Annotated in this window: 11 protein-coding genes; all 11 read left to right on the top strand. The window is 57.3% G+C overall.

Translation table 11 applies throughout. The features are described from left to right. The first annotated feature begins 236 nt into the window (after positions 1 to 236). The 11 genes from HBA26_RS02835 (at position 237) to hisS (ending at position 17935) form a co-directional block, all read left to right on the top strand. Positions 237 to 5189 (top strand): alpha-2-macroglobulin, encoded by a 4953-nt coding sequence (locus HBA26_RS02835; RefSeq protein ID WP_126345896.1) that lies wholly within the window; start codon positions 237 to 239, stop codon positions 5187 to 5189. A gap of 1 nt (position 5190) precedes the next feature. Further along, positions 5191 to 7518: a peptidoglycan glycosyltransferase PbpC gene (pbpC, locus tag HBA26_RS02830; protein WP_166720755.1), complete on the top strand. Its 2328-nt coding sequence runs from the start codon at positions 5191 to 5193 to the stop codon at positions 7516 to 7518. Positions 7519 to 7606: 88 nt separating this feature from the next. Further along, positions 7607 to 9985 carry a DMSO/selenate family reductase complex A subunit gene (locus HBA26_RS02825; RefSeq protein ID WP_126345898.1) on the top strand — a complete coding sequence of 793 codons (2379 nt, stop codon included), beginning with the start codon at positions 7607 to 7609 and terminating at the stop codon, positions 9983 to 9985. Next, entirely contained in the window at positions 9982 to 10611 is a 630-nt protein-coding gene (locus HBA26_RS02820) for a DMSO/selenate family reductase complex B subunit (protein WP_003860631.1), read from the top strand. Before HBA26_RS02825 ends, HBA26_RS02820 begins: the two co-directional genes overlap by 4 nt. Beyond that, positions 10604 to 11392, top strand: a complete 789-nt coding sequence (locus tag HBA26_RS02815) for a DmsC/YnfH family molybdoenzyme membrane anchor subunit (RefSeq protein ID WP_126345899.1) — start codon at positions 10604 to 10606, stop codon at positions 11390 to 11392. The genes HBA26_RS02820 and HBA26_RS02815 overlap by 8 nt, the downstream gene beginning before the upstream one ends. Beyond that, positions 11392 to 12267, top strand: coding sequence for a 4Fe-4S dicluster domain-containing protein (locus tag HBA26_RS02810; RefSeq protein WP_126345900.1), 876 nt, complete (start codon positions 11392 to 11394; stop codon positions 12265 to 12267). The genes HBA26_RS02815 and HBA26_RS02810 overlap by 1 nt, the downstream gene beginning before the upstream one ends. 123 nt (positions 12268 to 12390) lie before the next feature. Beyond that, a complete protein-coding gene (gene ndk / locus HBA26_RS02805) occupies positions 12391 to 12822 on the top strand; it encodes a nucleoside-diphosphate kinase (RefSeq protein WP_003860625.1) in 432 nt (143 codons plus the stop codon). Between the two features lie 147 nt (positions 12823 to 12969). Then, positions 12970 to 14136 (top strand): bifunctional tRNA (adenosine(37)-C2)-methyltransferase TrmG/ribosomal RNA large subunit methyltransferase RlmN, encoded by a 1167-nt coding sequence (locus tag HBA26_RS02800; RefSeq protein ID WP_028014062.1) that lies wholly within the window; start codon positions 12970 to 12972, stop codon positions 14134 to 14136. A 291-nt stretch (positions 14137 to 14427) separates the two neighbouring features. After that, positions 14428 to 15435: a cytoskeleton protein RodZ gene (gene rodZ / locus HBA26_RS02795; protein WP_126345901.1), complete on the top strand. Its 1008-nt coding sequence runs from the start codon at positions 14428 to 14430 to the stop codon at positions 15433 to 15435. A 26-nt stretch (positions 15436 to 15461) separates the two neighbouring features. Then, a complete protein-coding gene (ispG, locus tag HBA26_RS02790; protein WP_025757688.1) occupies positions 15462 to 16580 on the top strand; it encodes a flavodoxin-dependent (E)-4-hydroxy-3-methylbut-2-enyl-diphosphate synthase in 1119 nt (372 codons plus the stop codon). Between the two features lie 80 nt (positions 16581 to 16660). After that, entirely contained in the window at positions 16661 to 17935 is a 1275-nt protein-coding gene (hisS, locus tag HBA26_RS02785) for a histidine--tRNA ligase (RefSeq protein WP_126345902.1), read from the top strand. Positions 17936 to 17939 lie beyond the last annotated feature (4 nt).

Below are 17939 nucleotides of genomic sequence, written 5' to 3'. Positions count from 1 at the left end.
CTAGCAGGCTCAGCGCGAGTTTATCCAGCTATCTTCTTGTTTTAAAAACAAATGACGTGAAAGGTAACATGTTACGTTACGCCGTGTGATCGCGCTTCCAACCCGTTAGATCAGCGAGATGCAATTCTGCGAGGCGCTTTCCAGATTATAAAATTGGACTTTTTGTATTAACGAAACTTGCGGATAATACTTATCCGGACGACGACCAACAGGCCCCCTCAGGCCAGGGACACAGGATGAAACCGTTTCGCTTAGCCGCGCTCTCTCTCGCGCTGCTCACCACCTTTACGCTTGTCGGCTGTGATAACAGCGACGATAAACCTCAGGCTGCTGCGCCCGCAGCGTCTACTGCTTCACAACAGAAAGCCCCGGAAAAAACTGATCCTGAAAAGCTGGCTAAGCTGGCCGCGCAGAGTCAGGGCAAGGCGTTGACGCTGCTGGATGTTTCTGAAGTGCAACTCGACGGCGCCGCGACGCTGGTTCTGACCTTCTCTGTACCGCTGGATCCCAGCCAGGATTTCGCCAAAACGGTGCATGTGGTGGATAAGAAAAGCGGGAAGGTGGACGGTGCCTGGGAGCTGGCGCCCAATCTTAAGGAGCTGCGCCTGCGCCACCTGGAGCCGAATCGTAATCTGGTCGTCACCGTTGAACGTGATTTGCTGGCGCTGAACAAAGCGACCTTTGGCATTGATTATGAAAAAGCCCTGACCACGCGAGATATAGAGCCGTCGGTCGGTTTCGCCAGCCGCGGCTCGCTGCTGCCGGGCAAAGTGGTGGAAGGGTTGCCGGTGATGGCGCTTAACGTCAGCAACGTGGACGTCAACTTCTACCGCGTGAAGCCGGAGTCGCTGGCCTCGTTTGTCAGCCAGTGGGAGTACCGTAACTCGCTGACCAACTGGGAATCCGACAACCTGCTGAAGATGGCGGAACTGGTCTATACCGGCCGTTTCGACCTCAACCCGGCGCGCAACACGCGTGAAAAACTGCTTTTGCCGCTCAAAGAGATTAAGCCGCTCCAGCAGTCTGGCGTCTATATCGCCGTGATGAATCAGGCCGGTCACTATAACTACAGTAACGCCGCGACGCTCTTTACCTTAAGTGATATTGGGCTGTCCGCTCACCGTTATCATAACCGCCTGGACATCTTCACCCAGAGTCTTGAAAACGGTGCGGCGCAGTCAGGCGTGACCATTACCCTGCTGAACGATAAAGGGCAGACCCTTGCCGAGGCGAACAGCGACGCCGACGGTCATGCGAAACTGGAAACCGATAAAGAAGCCGCGCTGATCCTGGCCAGCAAAGACGGCCAGACCACGCTTCTTGACCTCAAGCTTCCTGCGCTGGATCTGGCGGAGTTTGATATCGCCGGCAAGCCCGGGTACAGCAAGCAGTTCTTTATGTTTGGCCCGCGCGATCTCTATCGTCCGGGTGAAACGGTGATCCTTAACGGCCTGCTGCGCGACAGCGACGGAAAACCGCTTCCCGATCAGCCGGTAAAACTTGACGTGCTGCGTCCGGACGGACAGGTAGCACGTACGGTCGTTGTGCAACCCGAGAACGGTCTCTATCGCTTCAACTATCCGCTTGATAGCGGCGCCCAGACCGGCATGTGGCATATTCGTGCGAATACGGGCGATAACCAGCAGCGCATGTGGGATTTCCACGTCGAAGATTTTATGCCTGAGCGTATGGCGCTGAATCTGACCGGGCAAAAAACACCGGTTTCCCCGCAGGATGATGTGGACTTTAACGTTGTAGGCTATTACCTGTATGGCGCACCGGCTAACGGCAATGCTCTGCAAGGCCAGCTTTTCCTGCGCCCGCTACGCGACGCCGTTCCTGCACTGCCTGGCTTCCAGTTTGGTGATATTGCCGAAGAAAACCTGAGCCGCAGCCTGGATGAAGTGCAGCTTACGCTGGACGAAAAGGGCCGCGGGCAGGTAACCACCGAAAGCCAGTGGAAAGATACGCACTCGCCGCTGCAACTGATTTTGCAGGCCAGCCTGCTGGAATCAGGCGGGCGTCCGGTGACACGACGCGCTGAGCAGGCTATCTGGCCTGCGGCTGAACTCCCGGGGATCCGCCCACAGTTCGCCAGCAAGGCCGTTTATGACTACCGTACCGATACCACCGTCAACCAGCCGATCGTCGATGAGAACGGCAACGCCAGTTTTGACATTGTCTATGCCGATGCCAGCGGGGCGAAAAAAGCGGTATCCGGCTTGCAGGTGCGTCTTATCCGTGAGCGCCGTGACTACTTCTGGAACTGGTCCGAGAGTGAGGGCTGGCAGTCTCAGTTCGATCAAAAAGATCTGGTTGAGGGCGAGCAGGAGCTTAACCTCAAGGCCGATGAAACCGGAAAAGTCACCTTCCCGGTGGAGTGGGGCTCATACCGTCTGGAAGTGAAAGCGCCTGATGACATGGTCAGCAGCGTACGCTTCTGGGCCGGTTACAGCTGGCAGGATAACAGCGATGGCACGGGGGCTGCACGTCCGGACCGCGTAACGCTGAAGCTGGATAAACCCGCTTATCAGCCGGGCGATACCATTAACCTGCACATTGCGGCCCCGGCAGCAGGCAAGGGCTATGCGATGATCGAATCCAGCGAAGGACCGCTGTGGTGGAAAGAGATCGACGTGCCGGCAAACGGTCTGGATCTCTCTATTCCGGTGGATAAAGCCTGGAAGCGTCACGATCTCTATCTCAGCACGCTGGTGGTTCGTCCCGGCGATAAATCCAAATCCGCCACGCCGAAGCGCGCGGTTGGATTGCTGCACCTGCCGATGGGCGACGAAAATCGTCGTCTCAACATTGCGCTGGATAACCCGCAGAAAATGCGTCCAAACCAGACGCTCTCTGTGAAAGTGAAAGCCAGCGTAAAAGAGGGGGCGGTTCCGCAGAAAGTGAACGTGCTGGTCTCGGCGGTGGACAGCGGCGTGCTGAACATTACCGATTACGTTACGCCAGATCCATGGCAGGCCTTCTTCGGCCAGAAGCGTTACGGCGCGGATATCTATGATATCTACGGCCAGGTCATTGAAGGGCAGGGCCGCATGGCCGCGCTGCGTTTCGGTGGTGACGGCGATGAACTCAAGCGCGGCGGTAAACCGCCGGTGAACCACGTCACCATTATTGCCCAGCAGGCTCAGCCGGTTACGCTGGATGCCAACGGAGAAGGCACCGTTACGCTGCCTATTGGTGATTTCAACGGCGAACTGCGTCTGATGGCGCAGGCGTGGACAGAAGATGATTTCGGCAGCAGCGAAAGCAAGGTTGTGGTGGCCGCGCCGGTTATTACCGAGCTTAATACTCCGCGCTTCCTGGCAAGTGGAGATACCTCACGGCTGACGCTGGATCTCACTAACCTGACCGACAAACCGCAATCGCTGAACGTCGCCCTGAGCGCGACAGGAAAAGTGTCGCTGGAAGGTGCACAGCCGCAGCCGGTTCAGTTGCCGCCGGGCGCGCGCAGTACCCTGTTTATTCCGGTGCGTGCGCTGGAGGGTTATGGCGACGGTGAGGTGACGGCGCAGGTTACCGGCCTGGAGCTTCCGGGCGAAACCTTTGCCCCGCAGCAGAAGAGCTGGAAAATTGGCGTACGTCCGGCATTCCCGGCGCAGACGGTCAATACCGGTGCCATGCTGAACCCCGGCGAGTCCTGGACCGCACCGGCGCAGCACAGCAACGGTTTCTCTCCTGCCACCCTGCAGGGGCAACTGCTGCTGAGCGGCAAACCACCGCTCAACCTGGCGCGCTATATTCGTGAACTGCAGGCGTATCCGTATGGCTGCCTTGAGCAGACCACCAGCGGCCTGTTCCCGTCACTCTATACCAACGCCGCGCAGCTTACCGCGCTTGGTATAAAAGGAGATACCGATGACCAGCGCCGTGCTGCCATTGATATTGGGATCTCGCGTCTGCTGAAGATGCAGCGTGATGATGGCGGTTTTGCCTTGTGGGATAAAAATGGCCCTGAAGAGTACTGGCTGACCGCCTATGTGACTGACTTCCTGGTGCGCGCGGGCGAGCAAGGTTATAGCGTACCTGCCGATGCGGTGAACAACGCCAACAACCGTCTGCTGCGCTACCTGCAGGATCCGGGCATGATGTCTATCCGCTACAGCGACGACGCCAAGGCCAGCAAATTTGCCGTGCAGGCGTATGCCTCGCTGGTGCTGGCGCGTCAGCAAAAAGCCCCGCTGGGCGCGCTGCGTGAAATCTGGGAGCGCCACGGGCAGGCGGCTTCCGGGCTGCCGCTGATGCAGCTGGGCATGGCGCTCAAACTGATGGGCGATGCGCCGCGCAGCCAGCAGGCGCTGGATCTGGCGCTCAAAACGCCGCGTAACGACAGAAAAACATGGATGGCCGATTACGGCAGCCCGCTTCGCGATAACGCGCTGATGCTCTCCCTTCTGGAGGAGTATAAATTGCTGCCGGATGCGCAAAATACGCTGCTGAATGCTCTTTCTGAACAGGCATTCAGCCAGCGCTGGCTATCCACCCAGGAGAGCAATGCGCTGTTCCTGGCCGGACGTTCGCTGCAAACCCTGTCAGGCGCATGGCAGGCGAAAACCACGTTGTCTGATACCGCATCAGGCGGCGATAAGGCGCAGGTACAAAACGTAAGCGGCGACCAGCTTGGTGCGCTTCAGGTAACCAATACCGGCACGGCACCGCTGTGGGTACGTCTGGACAGCACCGGCTATCCGGAATATGCGCCTCAGCCGAGTTCCAACGTGCTGCAGGTTGAACGTCATATCCTGGCAACCGATGGCAGCAGCAAATCGCTCTCTTCGCTGAAAAGCGGTGAGCTGGTGCTGGTCTGGCTTGAAGTGAAAGCCAGCCAGAACGTTCCGGATGCGCTGGTTGTGGATCTCCTCCCTGCTGGTCTGGAGCTGGAAAACCAGAACCTGGCGAGCAGCAGCGCAAGCCTGCAGGACAGCGGCAGCGAAGTGCAGAACCTGCTCAGCCAGATGCAGCAGGCGGACATTCAGCACATGGAGTTCCGCGACGACCGCTTTGTGGCCGCCGTGCCGGTAAACGAAGGTCAGCCGGTTACGCTGGTTTATCTGGCCCGTGCCGTAACGCCGGGCACCTACCAGGTGCCGGTTCCGATGGTGGAGTCTATGTACGTTCCGCAGTGGCGGGCAACGGGTGCGGCCAGCGGCCCGCTGATTGTTGTTCCGTAATATGTTGATAGCGCGTCTGACACGCTCCCGCTGGCTTTGGCTGGCGGGAGCGCTTCTCGTTTTAGGGGGGCTGATTGTCGCCGCCGACCGCCTGTGGCCGCTGCCTCTGAAAGAGGTTAACCCCGCACGAGTTGTGGTGGACGAGAAGGGCGCGCCGCTCTGGCGTTTTGCCGACAGCGAAGGCATCTGGCGCTACCCGGTGACCATTGAAGAGGTTTCTCCCCGTTATCTTGAGGCTCTGATCCAGTACGAAGATCGCTGGTTCTGGGAGCATCCGGGCGTAAACCCGCTCTCTGTCCTGCGCGCCGCCTGGCAGGATCTCAGTTCCGGAAGAGTGGTTTCGGGAGGAAGCACGCTTACCATGCAGGTGGCACGCCTGCTGGATCCGCATTCGCGCACCTTTGGCGGCAAAATTCGCCAGCTCTGGCGGGCGATGCAGCTGGAATGGCACCTCTCTAAGCGTGACATTCTTACGCTCTATCTCAATCGTGCTCCGTTTGGCGGCACGCTGCAGGGCGTGGGAGCAGCAAGCTGGACCTACCTTGGGAAACCCCCGTCGCAGCTGAGCTACTCCGACGCGGCGTTGCTGGCGGTACTGCCGCAGGCACCCAGCCGTCTGCGCCCGGATCGCTGGCCCGAGCGGGCCGAAGCGGCACGTAACAAAGTGCTCGATCGCATGAAGATTCAGGGCGTCTGGTCAGCAAAGCAGGTGAAAGAGTCCCGTGAAGAGCCGGTATGGCTGGCTCCCAGGCAGATGCCGCAGCTGGCGCCGCTCTTTGCACGCATGATGCTCGGCAAAAGCCGCGACACAAAGATTGTCACTACGCTGGATGCCGGACTGCAACGGCAGCTGGAAGAGCTGGCGATGAACTGGAAATCCCGCCTGCCGGCACGCAGTTCGCTGGCGATGATCGTGGTCGATCATACCGACATGAAGGTGCGCGGCTGGGTCGGCTCGGTGGATATCAACGATGACACGCGTTTCAGCCATGTGGATATGGTTAACGCGATCCGATCCCCGGGATCGGTATTGAAACCGTTTATCTACGGTATGGCGCTGGATGATGGCCTGATCCATCCCGCCTCGCTGCTTCAGGACGTGCCCAGAAAAACCGGTGATTATCGCCCGGGAAATTTTGACAGCGGGTTCCACGGGCCGGTCAGCATGAGTGAAGCGCTGGTGCGCTCGCTCAACCTGCCAGCCGTCCAGGTGCTGGAAGCCTACGGTCCCAAACGGTTTGCCGGGATGCTGAGTAACGCAGGCCTGCCGCTGATCCTGCCTGCCGGAGCGCAGCCGAATCTGTCGCTGATCCTGGGTGGCGCAGGCGCGAGGCTGGCAGATATCGCCGCCGCGTACAGCGCCTTTGCAAGGCATGGCAAGGCGGGCCGGCTGCGCTTACAGCCGGGCGACCCGCTAACTGAACGCCCGCTGTTATCGCCAGGTTCGGCGTGGATTATTCGCCGTATTCTGGCGAATGAAGCGCAGCCGCTGCCGGATAATGCGCTACCGCAAATCGCCCCGCTGGCATGGAAAACCGGTACCAGCTACGGCTACCGTGATGCCTGGGCCATCGGTCTGAATGCCCGCTACGTGATAGGCATCTGGACCGGACGACCGGACGGCACGCCAGTGGCGGGGCAGTTTGGTTTCGCCAGCGCAGTGCCGCTATTAAACCAGGTCAATAACCTGCTTCAGTCGCGCTCGACAATAGACGAAGCCCGTCTGCCGCGCGATCCGCGTCCGGAGAGCGTTGGGCGGGGCGTGATCTGCTGGCCGGGCGGCCAGTCGCTGCCGGAAGGCAGTGAAAACTGTCGGCGTCGTCTTTCGACCTGGCTGCTGGAAGGGAGTGAACCACCCACGCTGCTGCTGCCGGAGCAGGAAGGTATTCGCGGCATTCGTTTCCCGGTCTGGGTGGATAAAAAGGGCAAACGTGTGGCCGCAGATTGCCCCGATGCTACAGAGAAAGTCCTGGACGTCTGGCCGCTGCCGCTGGAGCCCTGGTTGCCCGCTGCTGAAAAAAGGGCTGCGCGTCTCCCTGCCCGATCAACTGACTGTCCGCCTCTGGACAATAACAATGTAGCGCCGCTTATGATTTCGGGTATCAGAGAGGGGGCTGTTATTAAGCGACTTCCCGGTGAAGGTAATGTCACGCTTTCTGTTATTTCAACAGGAGGGGAAGGGGAGCGCTGGTGGTTTTTAAATGGAGAGCCTTTAGCGGGGCGGAATTATAATTATTCATTAAAATTATATTTACCGGGTGAATATCAATTACTGGTAATGGATAAATCAGGCCAAACGGCGACGGTCAATTTTGAATTAGACCGTTAAGTATTACCTCTGAAGAGTTAGCTTGATAATTATCAATATGCGTTCCTGAAAAAAAACGAGAATGCGTTTTTATTTGTAGGAACGAGCAATGAAAGAGAATAAAAATCAGGAAGAGGGTCTTATTCCTGCCCTGTCCCGGCGGCATTTTATTCAGGCAGGATCGGCTCTGGCCGCACTCCCGTTTGTGGTGACAACCAGCAAAGCACGGGCACAGGGCACGGTGGCAGCAGACGTGACGCCTGAAGAAAAAGTCGTGCAGACCTGTAGCACGTTTGACTGTGGCGGGAAGTGTGATATTCGTGCTCACGTTAGTGAGGGCGTTGTAACCCGAATTTCTACCCGCCCGGACAATGCGTTAGATCCGGAGATGCCGATAATGCGCGCCTGCGTTCGTGGCCGCGCTTATCGGAAATTTGTTTATCATCCCGATCGGCTTAAATATCCAATGAAACGCGTGGGTAAACGTGGCGAAGGAAAATTCGAGCGTATTACCTGGGATGAAGCCACCACGCTTATTGCGAATCAATTAAAAAAGATTACACAAAAATACGGCGCTGCCTCACGCTATGTGCACGTGGGTACTGCGGTATCCGGCGGAACGTTTTCCGGCGATAAAATGGTTCGTCGTCTGCTCAACTTAACCGGCGGCTATCTTGAAAGCTATCACTCGGTCAGTATGGGCAACACGGCGGCAGCCACGCCGTATACCTACGGCACCGCCGCCAGCGGCAGCTCTCTGGACACGCTGCTGGATACCAAACTGGTCATTCTCTGGGGACATAACCCGACGGAGACGATCTTTGGTCACAGCAACTACTTCTATCAGAAGATGAAGCAAAACGGCACGCGCTTTATCGTTGTCGATCCGCGCTATTCCGATACGGTTTCCTCTCTTGCTGACCAGTGGATCCCGCTGCTTCCCACAACAGACAACGCCCTGATGGACGCTATGATGTACACGATCGTCACGGAGAATCTGCACGATCGCGACTTCATTCAGCGCTATACCCTGGGCTTTGACGAAGCATCCATGCCGGAAGGCGTTCCGGCCAATGAATCCCTGATGGCTTATCTGAGCGGCGCAAAAGATGGCGTGGCGAAAACGCCCGAGTGGGCAGAGAAAATCACCCACGTGCCTGCGCAGACCATTCGTCAGCTGGCGCGCGACTACGCAACCACCAAACCCGCCGCGCTGATCCAGGGCTGGGGACCGCAGCGCCATAACTGCGGCGAGCGCACCGCGCGCGGCTCGACGTTACTGGCAACGCTGACGGGTAACGTTGGGGTGAAGGGCGGCTGGGCGGCAGGCTATGGCGGCTGCGCTAATCGTAAATTTGCTGCCGGGCCGGAGATGCCGGATAACCCGGTAAAAGCCAAAATATCGGTGATGAACTGGGTGCAGGCCGCCGATGATGCTTCTAAGGTAACGGCGGAAGACGGCCTGAAGGATGCAGAGAAGCTGGACAGTAATATCCGCATCCTCTTCTCGCTGGCGGGAAATTATCTGGCTAACCAGAACCCGGATCTGCATCAGGCGACGCGCGTGCTGGAAGACGAGTCGAAAATCGAGTTTATCGTCGCAAGCGATCTGTTTATGACGCCGAGCGCCCGATACGCCGATCTTCTCCTGCCGGAAACCAGCTTTATGGAACGCTGGAATATCGGCGAAACCTGGGGCACGGCAAGCTATCTGATCCTGTCGGAAAAGCTGATTGAACCTGAATTCGAACGCCGTTCAGACTACGACTGGCTGCGGGAAGTTGCTGCTAAGCTTGGCGTCGAACCTGCATTCAGCGAGGGTCGTGACGAAAAAGCGTGGATTGAGCACATCTGGGAGCAGACGCGGCTCTCCATGCCAGATGAAAACCTGCCGGACTTCGCGACGCTACAAAAGACGCGCCAGCATCTTTTCAAAAGCGCGCCGTTCGTCGCTTTTGAAGACAATATTCGCGATCCGCAAAATCATCCGTTCCCGACGCCGTCCGGGAAAATTGAGATCTTCTCGAAGCGTCTGTACGACATGCACCATCCGGAGATTCCGGCGCTGTCGCACTACGTGCCCGCCCACGAAGGGCCGGAAGACGAACTGGCGAAAACCTTCCCGCTGCAGCTGATCACCTGGAAAGGGAAAAACCGTGCTAACTCAACCCAGTACGCCAACCCGTGGCTGATTGAGGCGCAGCAGCAAAAGCTGTGGATCAACCCGCAGGACGCGCAAAAGCGCGGCATTTCCCAGGGGGATACCGTGCGCATTCATAACGCGCGCGGCATTTGTGAAATTCCGGCTGAAGTCACGCCGCGCATCATTCCGGGCGTTGTTGCCATGCAGGCAGGCGCCTGGTGGCAGCCGGACGAACAGGGCGTCGATAAAGGCGGCTGCGCGAACGTGCTCAGCTCTGCCCGTATTACCGCGCTTGCGAAAGGGAATTCCCATCAAACCATGCTGGTGGAGGTAGCTAAAGCATGAGTCAGTTTAAACACTACGCGCCGGTGAGCGATAAACAGCTGGGTTTCTATATTGACTCTTCCCGCTGCTCGGGCTGCAAGGCATGCCAGGTGGCGTGCAAAGACAAAAACAACCTTGAGGTCGGACGTCGTTTCCGTCGCGTATACGAAGTCAACGGCGGGAATTTCATCCCAACCGGGCAGGGCGGCGTTAGCAACAACGTTTTTGCCTACACGCTCTCTATCTCCTGTAACCACTGTGCGGACCCGATCTGCACCAAAAACTGCCCGACCACCGCAATGCACAAGCGTCCGGGCGACGGCATCGTGCGCGTTGATACGGATAAGTGCGTGGGCTGCGGGTACTGCGCGTGGTCTTGCCCTTACGGCGCGCCACAGCTCAACGAGCAGACCGGGCAGATGTCCAAATGCGATTTTTGCGTGGATCTGCAGGCAAAGGGCGAGCAGCCCGTCTGCGTGGCAACCTGTCCGCTTGAGGCGATCAAATTTGGGCCTATTGATGAACTTCGGGCGAAATACGGTGCGGTATGCGATGTGAAGGGCTTGCCTGATTCCTCGATTACAAAACCAAACCTGGTGATCAAAGCGCATCAGGGCGCAGAGAAAGAGGGGAAACGTCATGCATGAGTTACCGCTGCTGATTTTTACGCTGTTCCTGCAGGGATCGGTTGGCGTGACGCTCTGGCTGGCGTTCGGGGGGGCGCATACTACACCGCGTAGCGCGCTGCTGCCTGCCGCTGGGGCGTTTGTGCTGGCGAGCCTGGGGCTGCTCGCCTCAGCGCTGCATATGGGCTATCCGCTCAACGCCCTGAACGCGCTACGCCACGTCTCCAGCTCGTGGCTGAGCCGCGAGATTATCTTCGCCAGCCTTTACCTGGCGGCGCTTGGCCTCGCCGTGCTGCTGATGTTTTCCAATAAGCCAGGCTGGAAGCTGCTTTTGGCCGTGGCGGGTCTTGTCGGGCTGGTGGACGTGTTCTGCATGGCACAGATCTACATGCACGCGTCCGTGGTGACCTGGCAGCACATTAACACGCTGGTACTGTTTATCGGCTCGGTGGGTATCATCGGTTCAGCCTGCATGGCAGTTGGGATGCGTTCCCAGACTACCTTGCGTGCGGCGGTTGTCATTATCACGCTGGTGGTGCTTGTGCGTCTGGTGATGCAGCCCGTCTGGCTGGCAGACATCACTGTCATGGACAATACCGTGGTGACGTTCCCTCACGCACCGCTACGGATGCTCGAACAGCTGCGCGCGGTACATCTGCTGAGCTGGTGCGTGTCCGTTGCAGGTATGCTCTGCTCTGCTGCGGGCGGCCTGAAAGCGGCGCGCGGCACGCTGCTGCTGGGCAGCGCCTTGCTGATTGTGGGTGAGCTGATGCTGCGCTTCGTTTTCTTCAGTATTGGCTGATGGGCAGATTGACGTTTGTCCCGGCGATGGACGTGACGCATGCGTGCGTCCGTCGCCGTTTTCGCCACGCTTCCTGCTGCGCCTGCGCGGACGTTTGTCCAGCGCAGGCTTTTTCTTTTACGGAAACCGGCGTCTCGGTTGATGAAAATCGCTGTATTGAATGCGGTGACTGCCTGTTCGTCTGCCCCTCCGGGGCCATTACCGGCATCGCGCCGCGAAAGCGATTTCTGCGTGGAGATACCCTTGTTGGGCCTTTTACTGAACGCGCACCTGGGGTGAATGAGCTGCTGCTGTGGCACGCGCAACGCCAGGTTCGTTTTATCAGTATCGACGCAGAGCAATACCCTGACTGGCTGCTGGCACTTGCCCGGCTTAATCTTGCGCTTCGTCGCCGTGGTGAAGCGGAGTGGGGGTTTAAGCTCATACCGAGCGGCGAGGTGAATATCGCTCGTCGTGCGCTGATGCACGTTCCCCGCGAGGATGTAAAAGCCTGTCGCGTTTCCCCGGGGCCGCGGGAGCTGCGCAGGGCATTCTCGACGTTTAGCGAGTCAGATATCGCACTCGATATTAATAAGTGCGTGCTGTGCGGTGCATGCTGGCGAAGCTGCCCGGAAAACGCGATTCGGTTTGAGAACGCCGCGCTGGTGGTGGAGACCGGGCGCTGTACCGGCTGCGGTGGCTGTGAAGCAGTATGTCAGCACGAGGCGATAAACGCCGCAGAAACAGATGGACCGGCAAAAAACGTGGCCACTCCCGCATATAAAGCAGTTTGCCTGACGTGCCAGCGCCAGTTCTGGTCATTTACGCCTGATGAAAAGCAGTGCCCGCTCTGTTTACGCCATCGACACGGTATGCGAAATCCGGCCTGTTGCTAATCTTCGTCTCATTTTAAAAAAATGTTATGCAGAACCATAGGCAATGGCGCTATTGCTCTTTATAATCCGCGCCACACCATACTCAGGTATGCAAAACAACAGAACATTTTACAGAGGTTATCAATGGCTATTGAACGTACTTTTTCCATCATCAAACCAAACGCGGTGGCAAAAAACGTTATTGGCAGCATCTTCGCTCGCTTTGAATCAGCAGGGTTTAAGATCGTTGGCACCAAAATGCTGCACCTGACCGTTGAGCAGGCTCGCGGTTTCTACGCTGAGCACGAAGGTCGTCCATTCTTTGACGGCCTGGTGGAGTTCATGACCTCCGGTCCAATCGTGGTCTCCGTGCTGGAAGGCGAAAACGCAGTACAGCGTCACCGCGATCTGCTGGGTGCAACCAACCCGGACAACGCGCTGGCAGGTACCCTGCGCGCTGACTACGCGGACAGCTTCACCGAGAACGGCACCCACGGTTCCGACTCCGTTGAGTCTGCCGCGCGCGAAATCGCGTTCTTCTTCGCTGAAGGCGAAGTGTGCCCGCGCACTCGCTAATAATTTCGTAAATGCCGCGTGCAAACGTGGCATCCCTGCGCCAGACTTTGTACAATGCAACGCCCCGGACGAGCAGACCGCTTTCCGGGGCGTTTCTTTTCAACCCACCAAGGGCCACAACGTGTAACAACGAGGCCGGAAAAAATTATGTCTGAACTAGTGAATACCTCCGAAGTCGCCATTCCTGCGGTTCCCAATAAAAATGGAAAAATTAACCTGCTGGACCTGAACCGTCAGCAGATGCGCGAGTTCTTTAAAGATATGGGTGAGAAGCCGTTTCGTGCCGATCAGGTAATGAAATGGATGTACCACTACTGCAGCGACAACTTTGATGAGATGACCGACATCAACAAAGTGCTGCGCAACAAGCTCAAAGAAGTGGCTGAAATCCGCGCGCCGGAAGTGGTGGAAGAGCAGCGCTCGGCAGACGGCACCATCAAATGGGCGATTGCCGTAGGCGATCAGCGCGTTGAAACCGTCTACATCCCGGAAGACGATCGTGCCACGCTGTGCGTCTCTTCTCAGGTGGGCTGTGCGCTGGAGTGCAAATTCTGCTCTACGGCTCAGCAAGGTTTTAACCGTAACCTTCGCGTGTCTGAAATCATCGGTCAGGTCTGGCGCGCCGCGAAAATCGTGGGTGCAGCAAAAGTGACCGGCACGCGTCCGATCACCAACGTGGTAATGATGGGGATGGGCGAACCGCTGCTGAACCTGACCAACGTGGTGCCGGCGATGGAAATCATGCTGGATGACTTCGGTTTTGGCCTGTCCAAGCGCCGCGTGACGCTGTCTACCTCAGGCGTTGTGCCTGCGCTGGATAAGCTCGGCGACATGATTGACGTTGCGCTGGCTATCTCCCTGCACGCGCCAAACGATGAAATTCGTGACGAAATTGTACCGATTAACAAAAAGTACAATATCGAAACCTTCCTCGCTGCCGTGCGTCGCTACCTGGAGAAATCCAACGCAAACCAGGGCCGCGTCACCATCGAGTACGTGATGCTGGACCACGTCAACGACGGTACTGAGCACGCGCATCAGCTGGCTGAACTGCTGAAGGATACGCCATGCAAAATCAACCTGATCCCATGGAACCCGTTCCCGGGCGCGCCGTATGGCCGTAGCTCGAACAGCCGTATCGACCGTTTCTCCAAGGTGCTGATGGAGTATGGTTTCACCACCATCGTGCGTAAAACCCGCGGTGATGATATTGATGCTGCATGCGGACAGTTGGCCGGTGACGTCATTGACCGTACCAAACGTACCCTGCGTAAACGCATGCAGGGCGAGACCATTGCGGTTAAAGCTGTTTGATTATTATGCATCACGGCGCATTATCTACGCTGTGATGCATAATCTGACTGAATAATCAGTCAGATTCGTGACGTTTGATTAATAATTACGGTGCGTTTCATATGAGTTTCGGGCAGTATGTAACGACGTAACAACAGTTTAGCCACGCGGGCAGAGCTGCACTGTCATCTATCGGCTGACAGTCTTATACTGTCTGTTCAAGGTTAACTGACCTGAAGTTTCGCGGTGCGGGCGGCATTGTGACTCACCGGCACCTGAACCCTTTTTTTCACGTACCAGTAGTTGTAGCGAATGAATACTGAAGCCACTCACGACCAACATGAAGCACTCTCCACTGGCGTTCGTCTTCGCAACGCCCGTGAACAACTCGGACTCAGCCAGCAAGCTGTTGCAGAACGCTTGTGCCTGAAAGTTTCCACGGTTCGCGATATTGAAGAAGATAAGGCGCCTGCCGATCTGGCTTCAACATTTCTGCGCGGCTATATCCGCTCTTACGCAAAACTGGTGCACATCCCCGAAAACGAATTACTGCCAATGATGGAGAAGCAGGCACCGGTTCGTGCAGCAAAAGTTGCCCCGATGCAAACTTTCTCCCTGGGGAAACGTCGTAAAAAACGTGATGGCTGGCTGATGAGCTTTACCTGGCTGGTGCTGTTTGTTGTTGTCGGCCTGACTGGCGCATGGTGGTGGCAAAACCACAAGGCGCAGCAGGAAGAGATCACCACTATGGCCGATCAATCCTCCGCTGAACTCAATCAGGCGAGCAATGGTGGTGCCCAGAGCGTTCCGCTGAACACCGACGGTGCGGCGGCCTCAAGCGAGCCGCAAACAACGGCTCCGGCAACCGATGCAGCACAGGCTCCGGCCGCAACGGCGAACACCGCTGCGCCTCAGGCTCAGGATCAAAACGCGGTCGTCGCCCCTTCTCAGGCAAATGTCGATACTGCGGCGAACGCCCCTGCAGCGACTCAGCCGGCGAACAACGCCGCGGCGTCTCTGCCGACCGACCCGGCGGCAACCGCCGCGCCAGCCGCCGATCCAAACGCGCTGGTGATGAACTTCACGGCTGACTGTTGGCTGGAAGTGACTGACGCGACAGGTAAAAAACTGTTCAGCGGCCTGCAGCGGAAAGATGGCACGTTAAACCTAACGGGTCAGGCACCTTACAAACTTAAAATCGGCGCTCCGGCAGCGGTACAGATCCAGTATCAAGGAAAACCTGTCGACCTGAGCCGCTTTATCAGAACTAACCAGGTTGCACGTCTTACCGTTAATGCCGAACAATCAGCAGCACAGTAACAGACGGGCAACGCGGGAGATTTTTCATGCATAACCAGGCTCCGATTCAACGTAGAAAATCGAAACGGATTTACGTTGGGAATGTGCCAGTCGGCGATGGGGCACCTATCGCCGTCCAGTCGATGACCAATACGCGCACCACGGATGTGGAAGCAACGGTCAACCAAATCAAAGCATTAGAGCGTGTAGGCGCGGACATTGTCCGCGTCTCAGTGCCCACGATGGATGCCGCTGAGGCGTTCAAGCTGATCAAACAGCAGGTCAGCGTGCCGCTGGTTGCAGATATCCACTTCGACTACCGTATCGCGCTGAAAGTTGCTGAATACGGCGTTGATTGCCTGCGTATTAACCCGGGCAACATCGGCAATGAAGAACGCATTCGCATGGTGGTTGACTGCGCCCGCGACAAAAACATTCCAATCCGTATCGGCGTGAACGCCGGCTCTCTGGAAAAAGATCTGCAGGAAAAATATGGCGAGCCAACGCCGCAGGCTCTGCTCGAATCCGCCATGCGTCACGTCGATCATCTGGATCGTCTTAACTTCGATCAGTTCAAGGTCAGCGTAAAAGCCTCTGACGTTTTCCTGGCCGTTGAATCGTATCGCCTGCTGGCAAAACAGATCGACCAGCCTCTGCATCTCGGGATCACCGAAGCGGGCGGCCTGCGTAGCGGTTCGGTGAAGTCTGCGATCGGCCTGGGCCTGCTGCTCTCCGAAGGGATCGGCGACACCCTGCGCGTCTCGCTGGCGGCGGATCCGGTAGAAGAGATCAAGGTCGGTTTCGATATTCTGAAATCGCTGCGTATCCGCTCGCGTGGGATCAACTTCATTGCCTGCCCAACCTGTTCGCGTCAGGAATTTGACGTGATCGGCACGGTGAATGCCCTGGAGCAGCGTCTGGAAGACATCATCACCCCGATGGACGTCTCCATCATCGGCTGTGTCGTGAACGGTCCGGGTGAAGCGCTGGTCTCAACCCTGGGCGTAACCGGCGGTAACAAGAAAAGTGGTCTCTATGAAGATGGCGTTCGTAAAGATCGTCTGGATAATAGCGACATGATTGACCAGCTTGAAGCCCGCATCCGCGCCAAAGCCGCGATGATGGACGAGACACAGCGCATCAGCGTTCAGCAGGTTGAAAAATAACGTGATGGGAAGCGTGCCGCTTCCCATGTATGATTGAACCCATTCTTTGGGTTTTTTTTGTATATAGAAAGAGAATAAACGTGGCAAAAAACATTCAAGCCATCCGCGGCATGAACGATTACCTGCCTGGCGAAACCGCCATCTGGCAGCGCATTGAAGGCACGCTGAAGCAGGTGCTCGGCAGCTACGGTTACAGCGAAATCCGTTTGCCGATTGTAGAGCAGACCCCGTTATTCAAACGCGCGATCGGTGAAGTAACCGACGTGGTTGAAAAAGAGATGTACACCTTTGAGGACCGCAACGGCGACAGCCTGACCCTGCGTCCGGAAGGTACGGCGGGCTGCGTACGCGCCGGCATCGAACATGGTCTTCTGTACAATCAGGAGCAGCGCCTTTGGTATATCGGCCCGATGTTCCGCCACGAACGTCCGCAGAAAGGTCGTTATCGCCAGTTTAACCAGCTGGGTGTGGAAGTCTTTGGCCTGCAGGGCCCGGACATCGATGCCGAACTGATTATGCTGACCGCCCGCTGGTGGCGCGCCCTCGGTATCTCTGAGCACGTTTCGCTGGAACTGAACTCAATCGGTTCTCTGGAAGCGCGCGCTAACTACCGCGATGCGCTGGTGGCGTTCCTGGAGCAGCATAAAGAGAAGCTGGACGAAGACTGCAAACGTCGCATGTACAGCAACCCGCTGCGCGTGCTTGATTCCAAAAACCCTGATGTTCAGGCACTGCTGAACGATGCCCCTGCGCTGGGTGACTACCTGGACGACGAGTCTCGCGAACACTTTACCGGCCTGTGCAAGCTGCTCGAAGCGGCGGGCATTGCCTACACAGTGAACCAGCGTCTGGTGCGCGGTCTGGACTACTACAACCGCACCGTGTTTGAGTGGGTAACCACCAGCCTCGGTTCTCAGGGCACCGTGTGTGCCGGCGGCCGTTATGACGGTCTGGTTGAGCAACTGGGTGGCCGTGCGGCGCCTGCGGTTGGCTTCGCGATGGGGCTTGAGCGACTTGTTTTGCTGGTTCAGGCAGTTAATCCGGAATTTAAAGCAGATTCCGTTGTCGATATATACCTGGTGGCTTCAGGCGCGAAAACGCAGTCTGCGGCGATGCAGCTTGCCGAACGCGTGCGCGATGCGCTGCCGGGCGTTAAGCTGATGACCAACCATGGCGGCGGCAACTTCAAAAAACAGTTTGCTCGTGCCGATAAGTGGGGCGCAAGTATTGCACTGGTGCTGGGCGAGTCCGAAGTGGCTAACGGCGAAGTGGTAGTAAAAGACCTGCGCTCTGGTGAGCAGACAACGGTAACGCAGGACGGCGTTGCGGCGCACTTGCGCACTCTATTGGGCTAAGGAG

Source organism: Enterobacter sp. 725m/11 (assembly GCF_011683705.1).
GTDB lineage: Bacteria > Pseudomonadota > Gammaproteobacteria > Enterobacterales > Enterobacteriaceae > Enterobacter > Enterobacter bugandensis.
The sequence above is the reverse complement of the archived record's forward strand: the minus strand, read 5'-3'. Positions and strand labels throughout refer to the sequence as shown.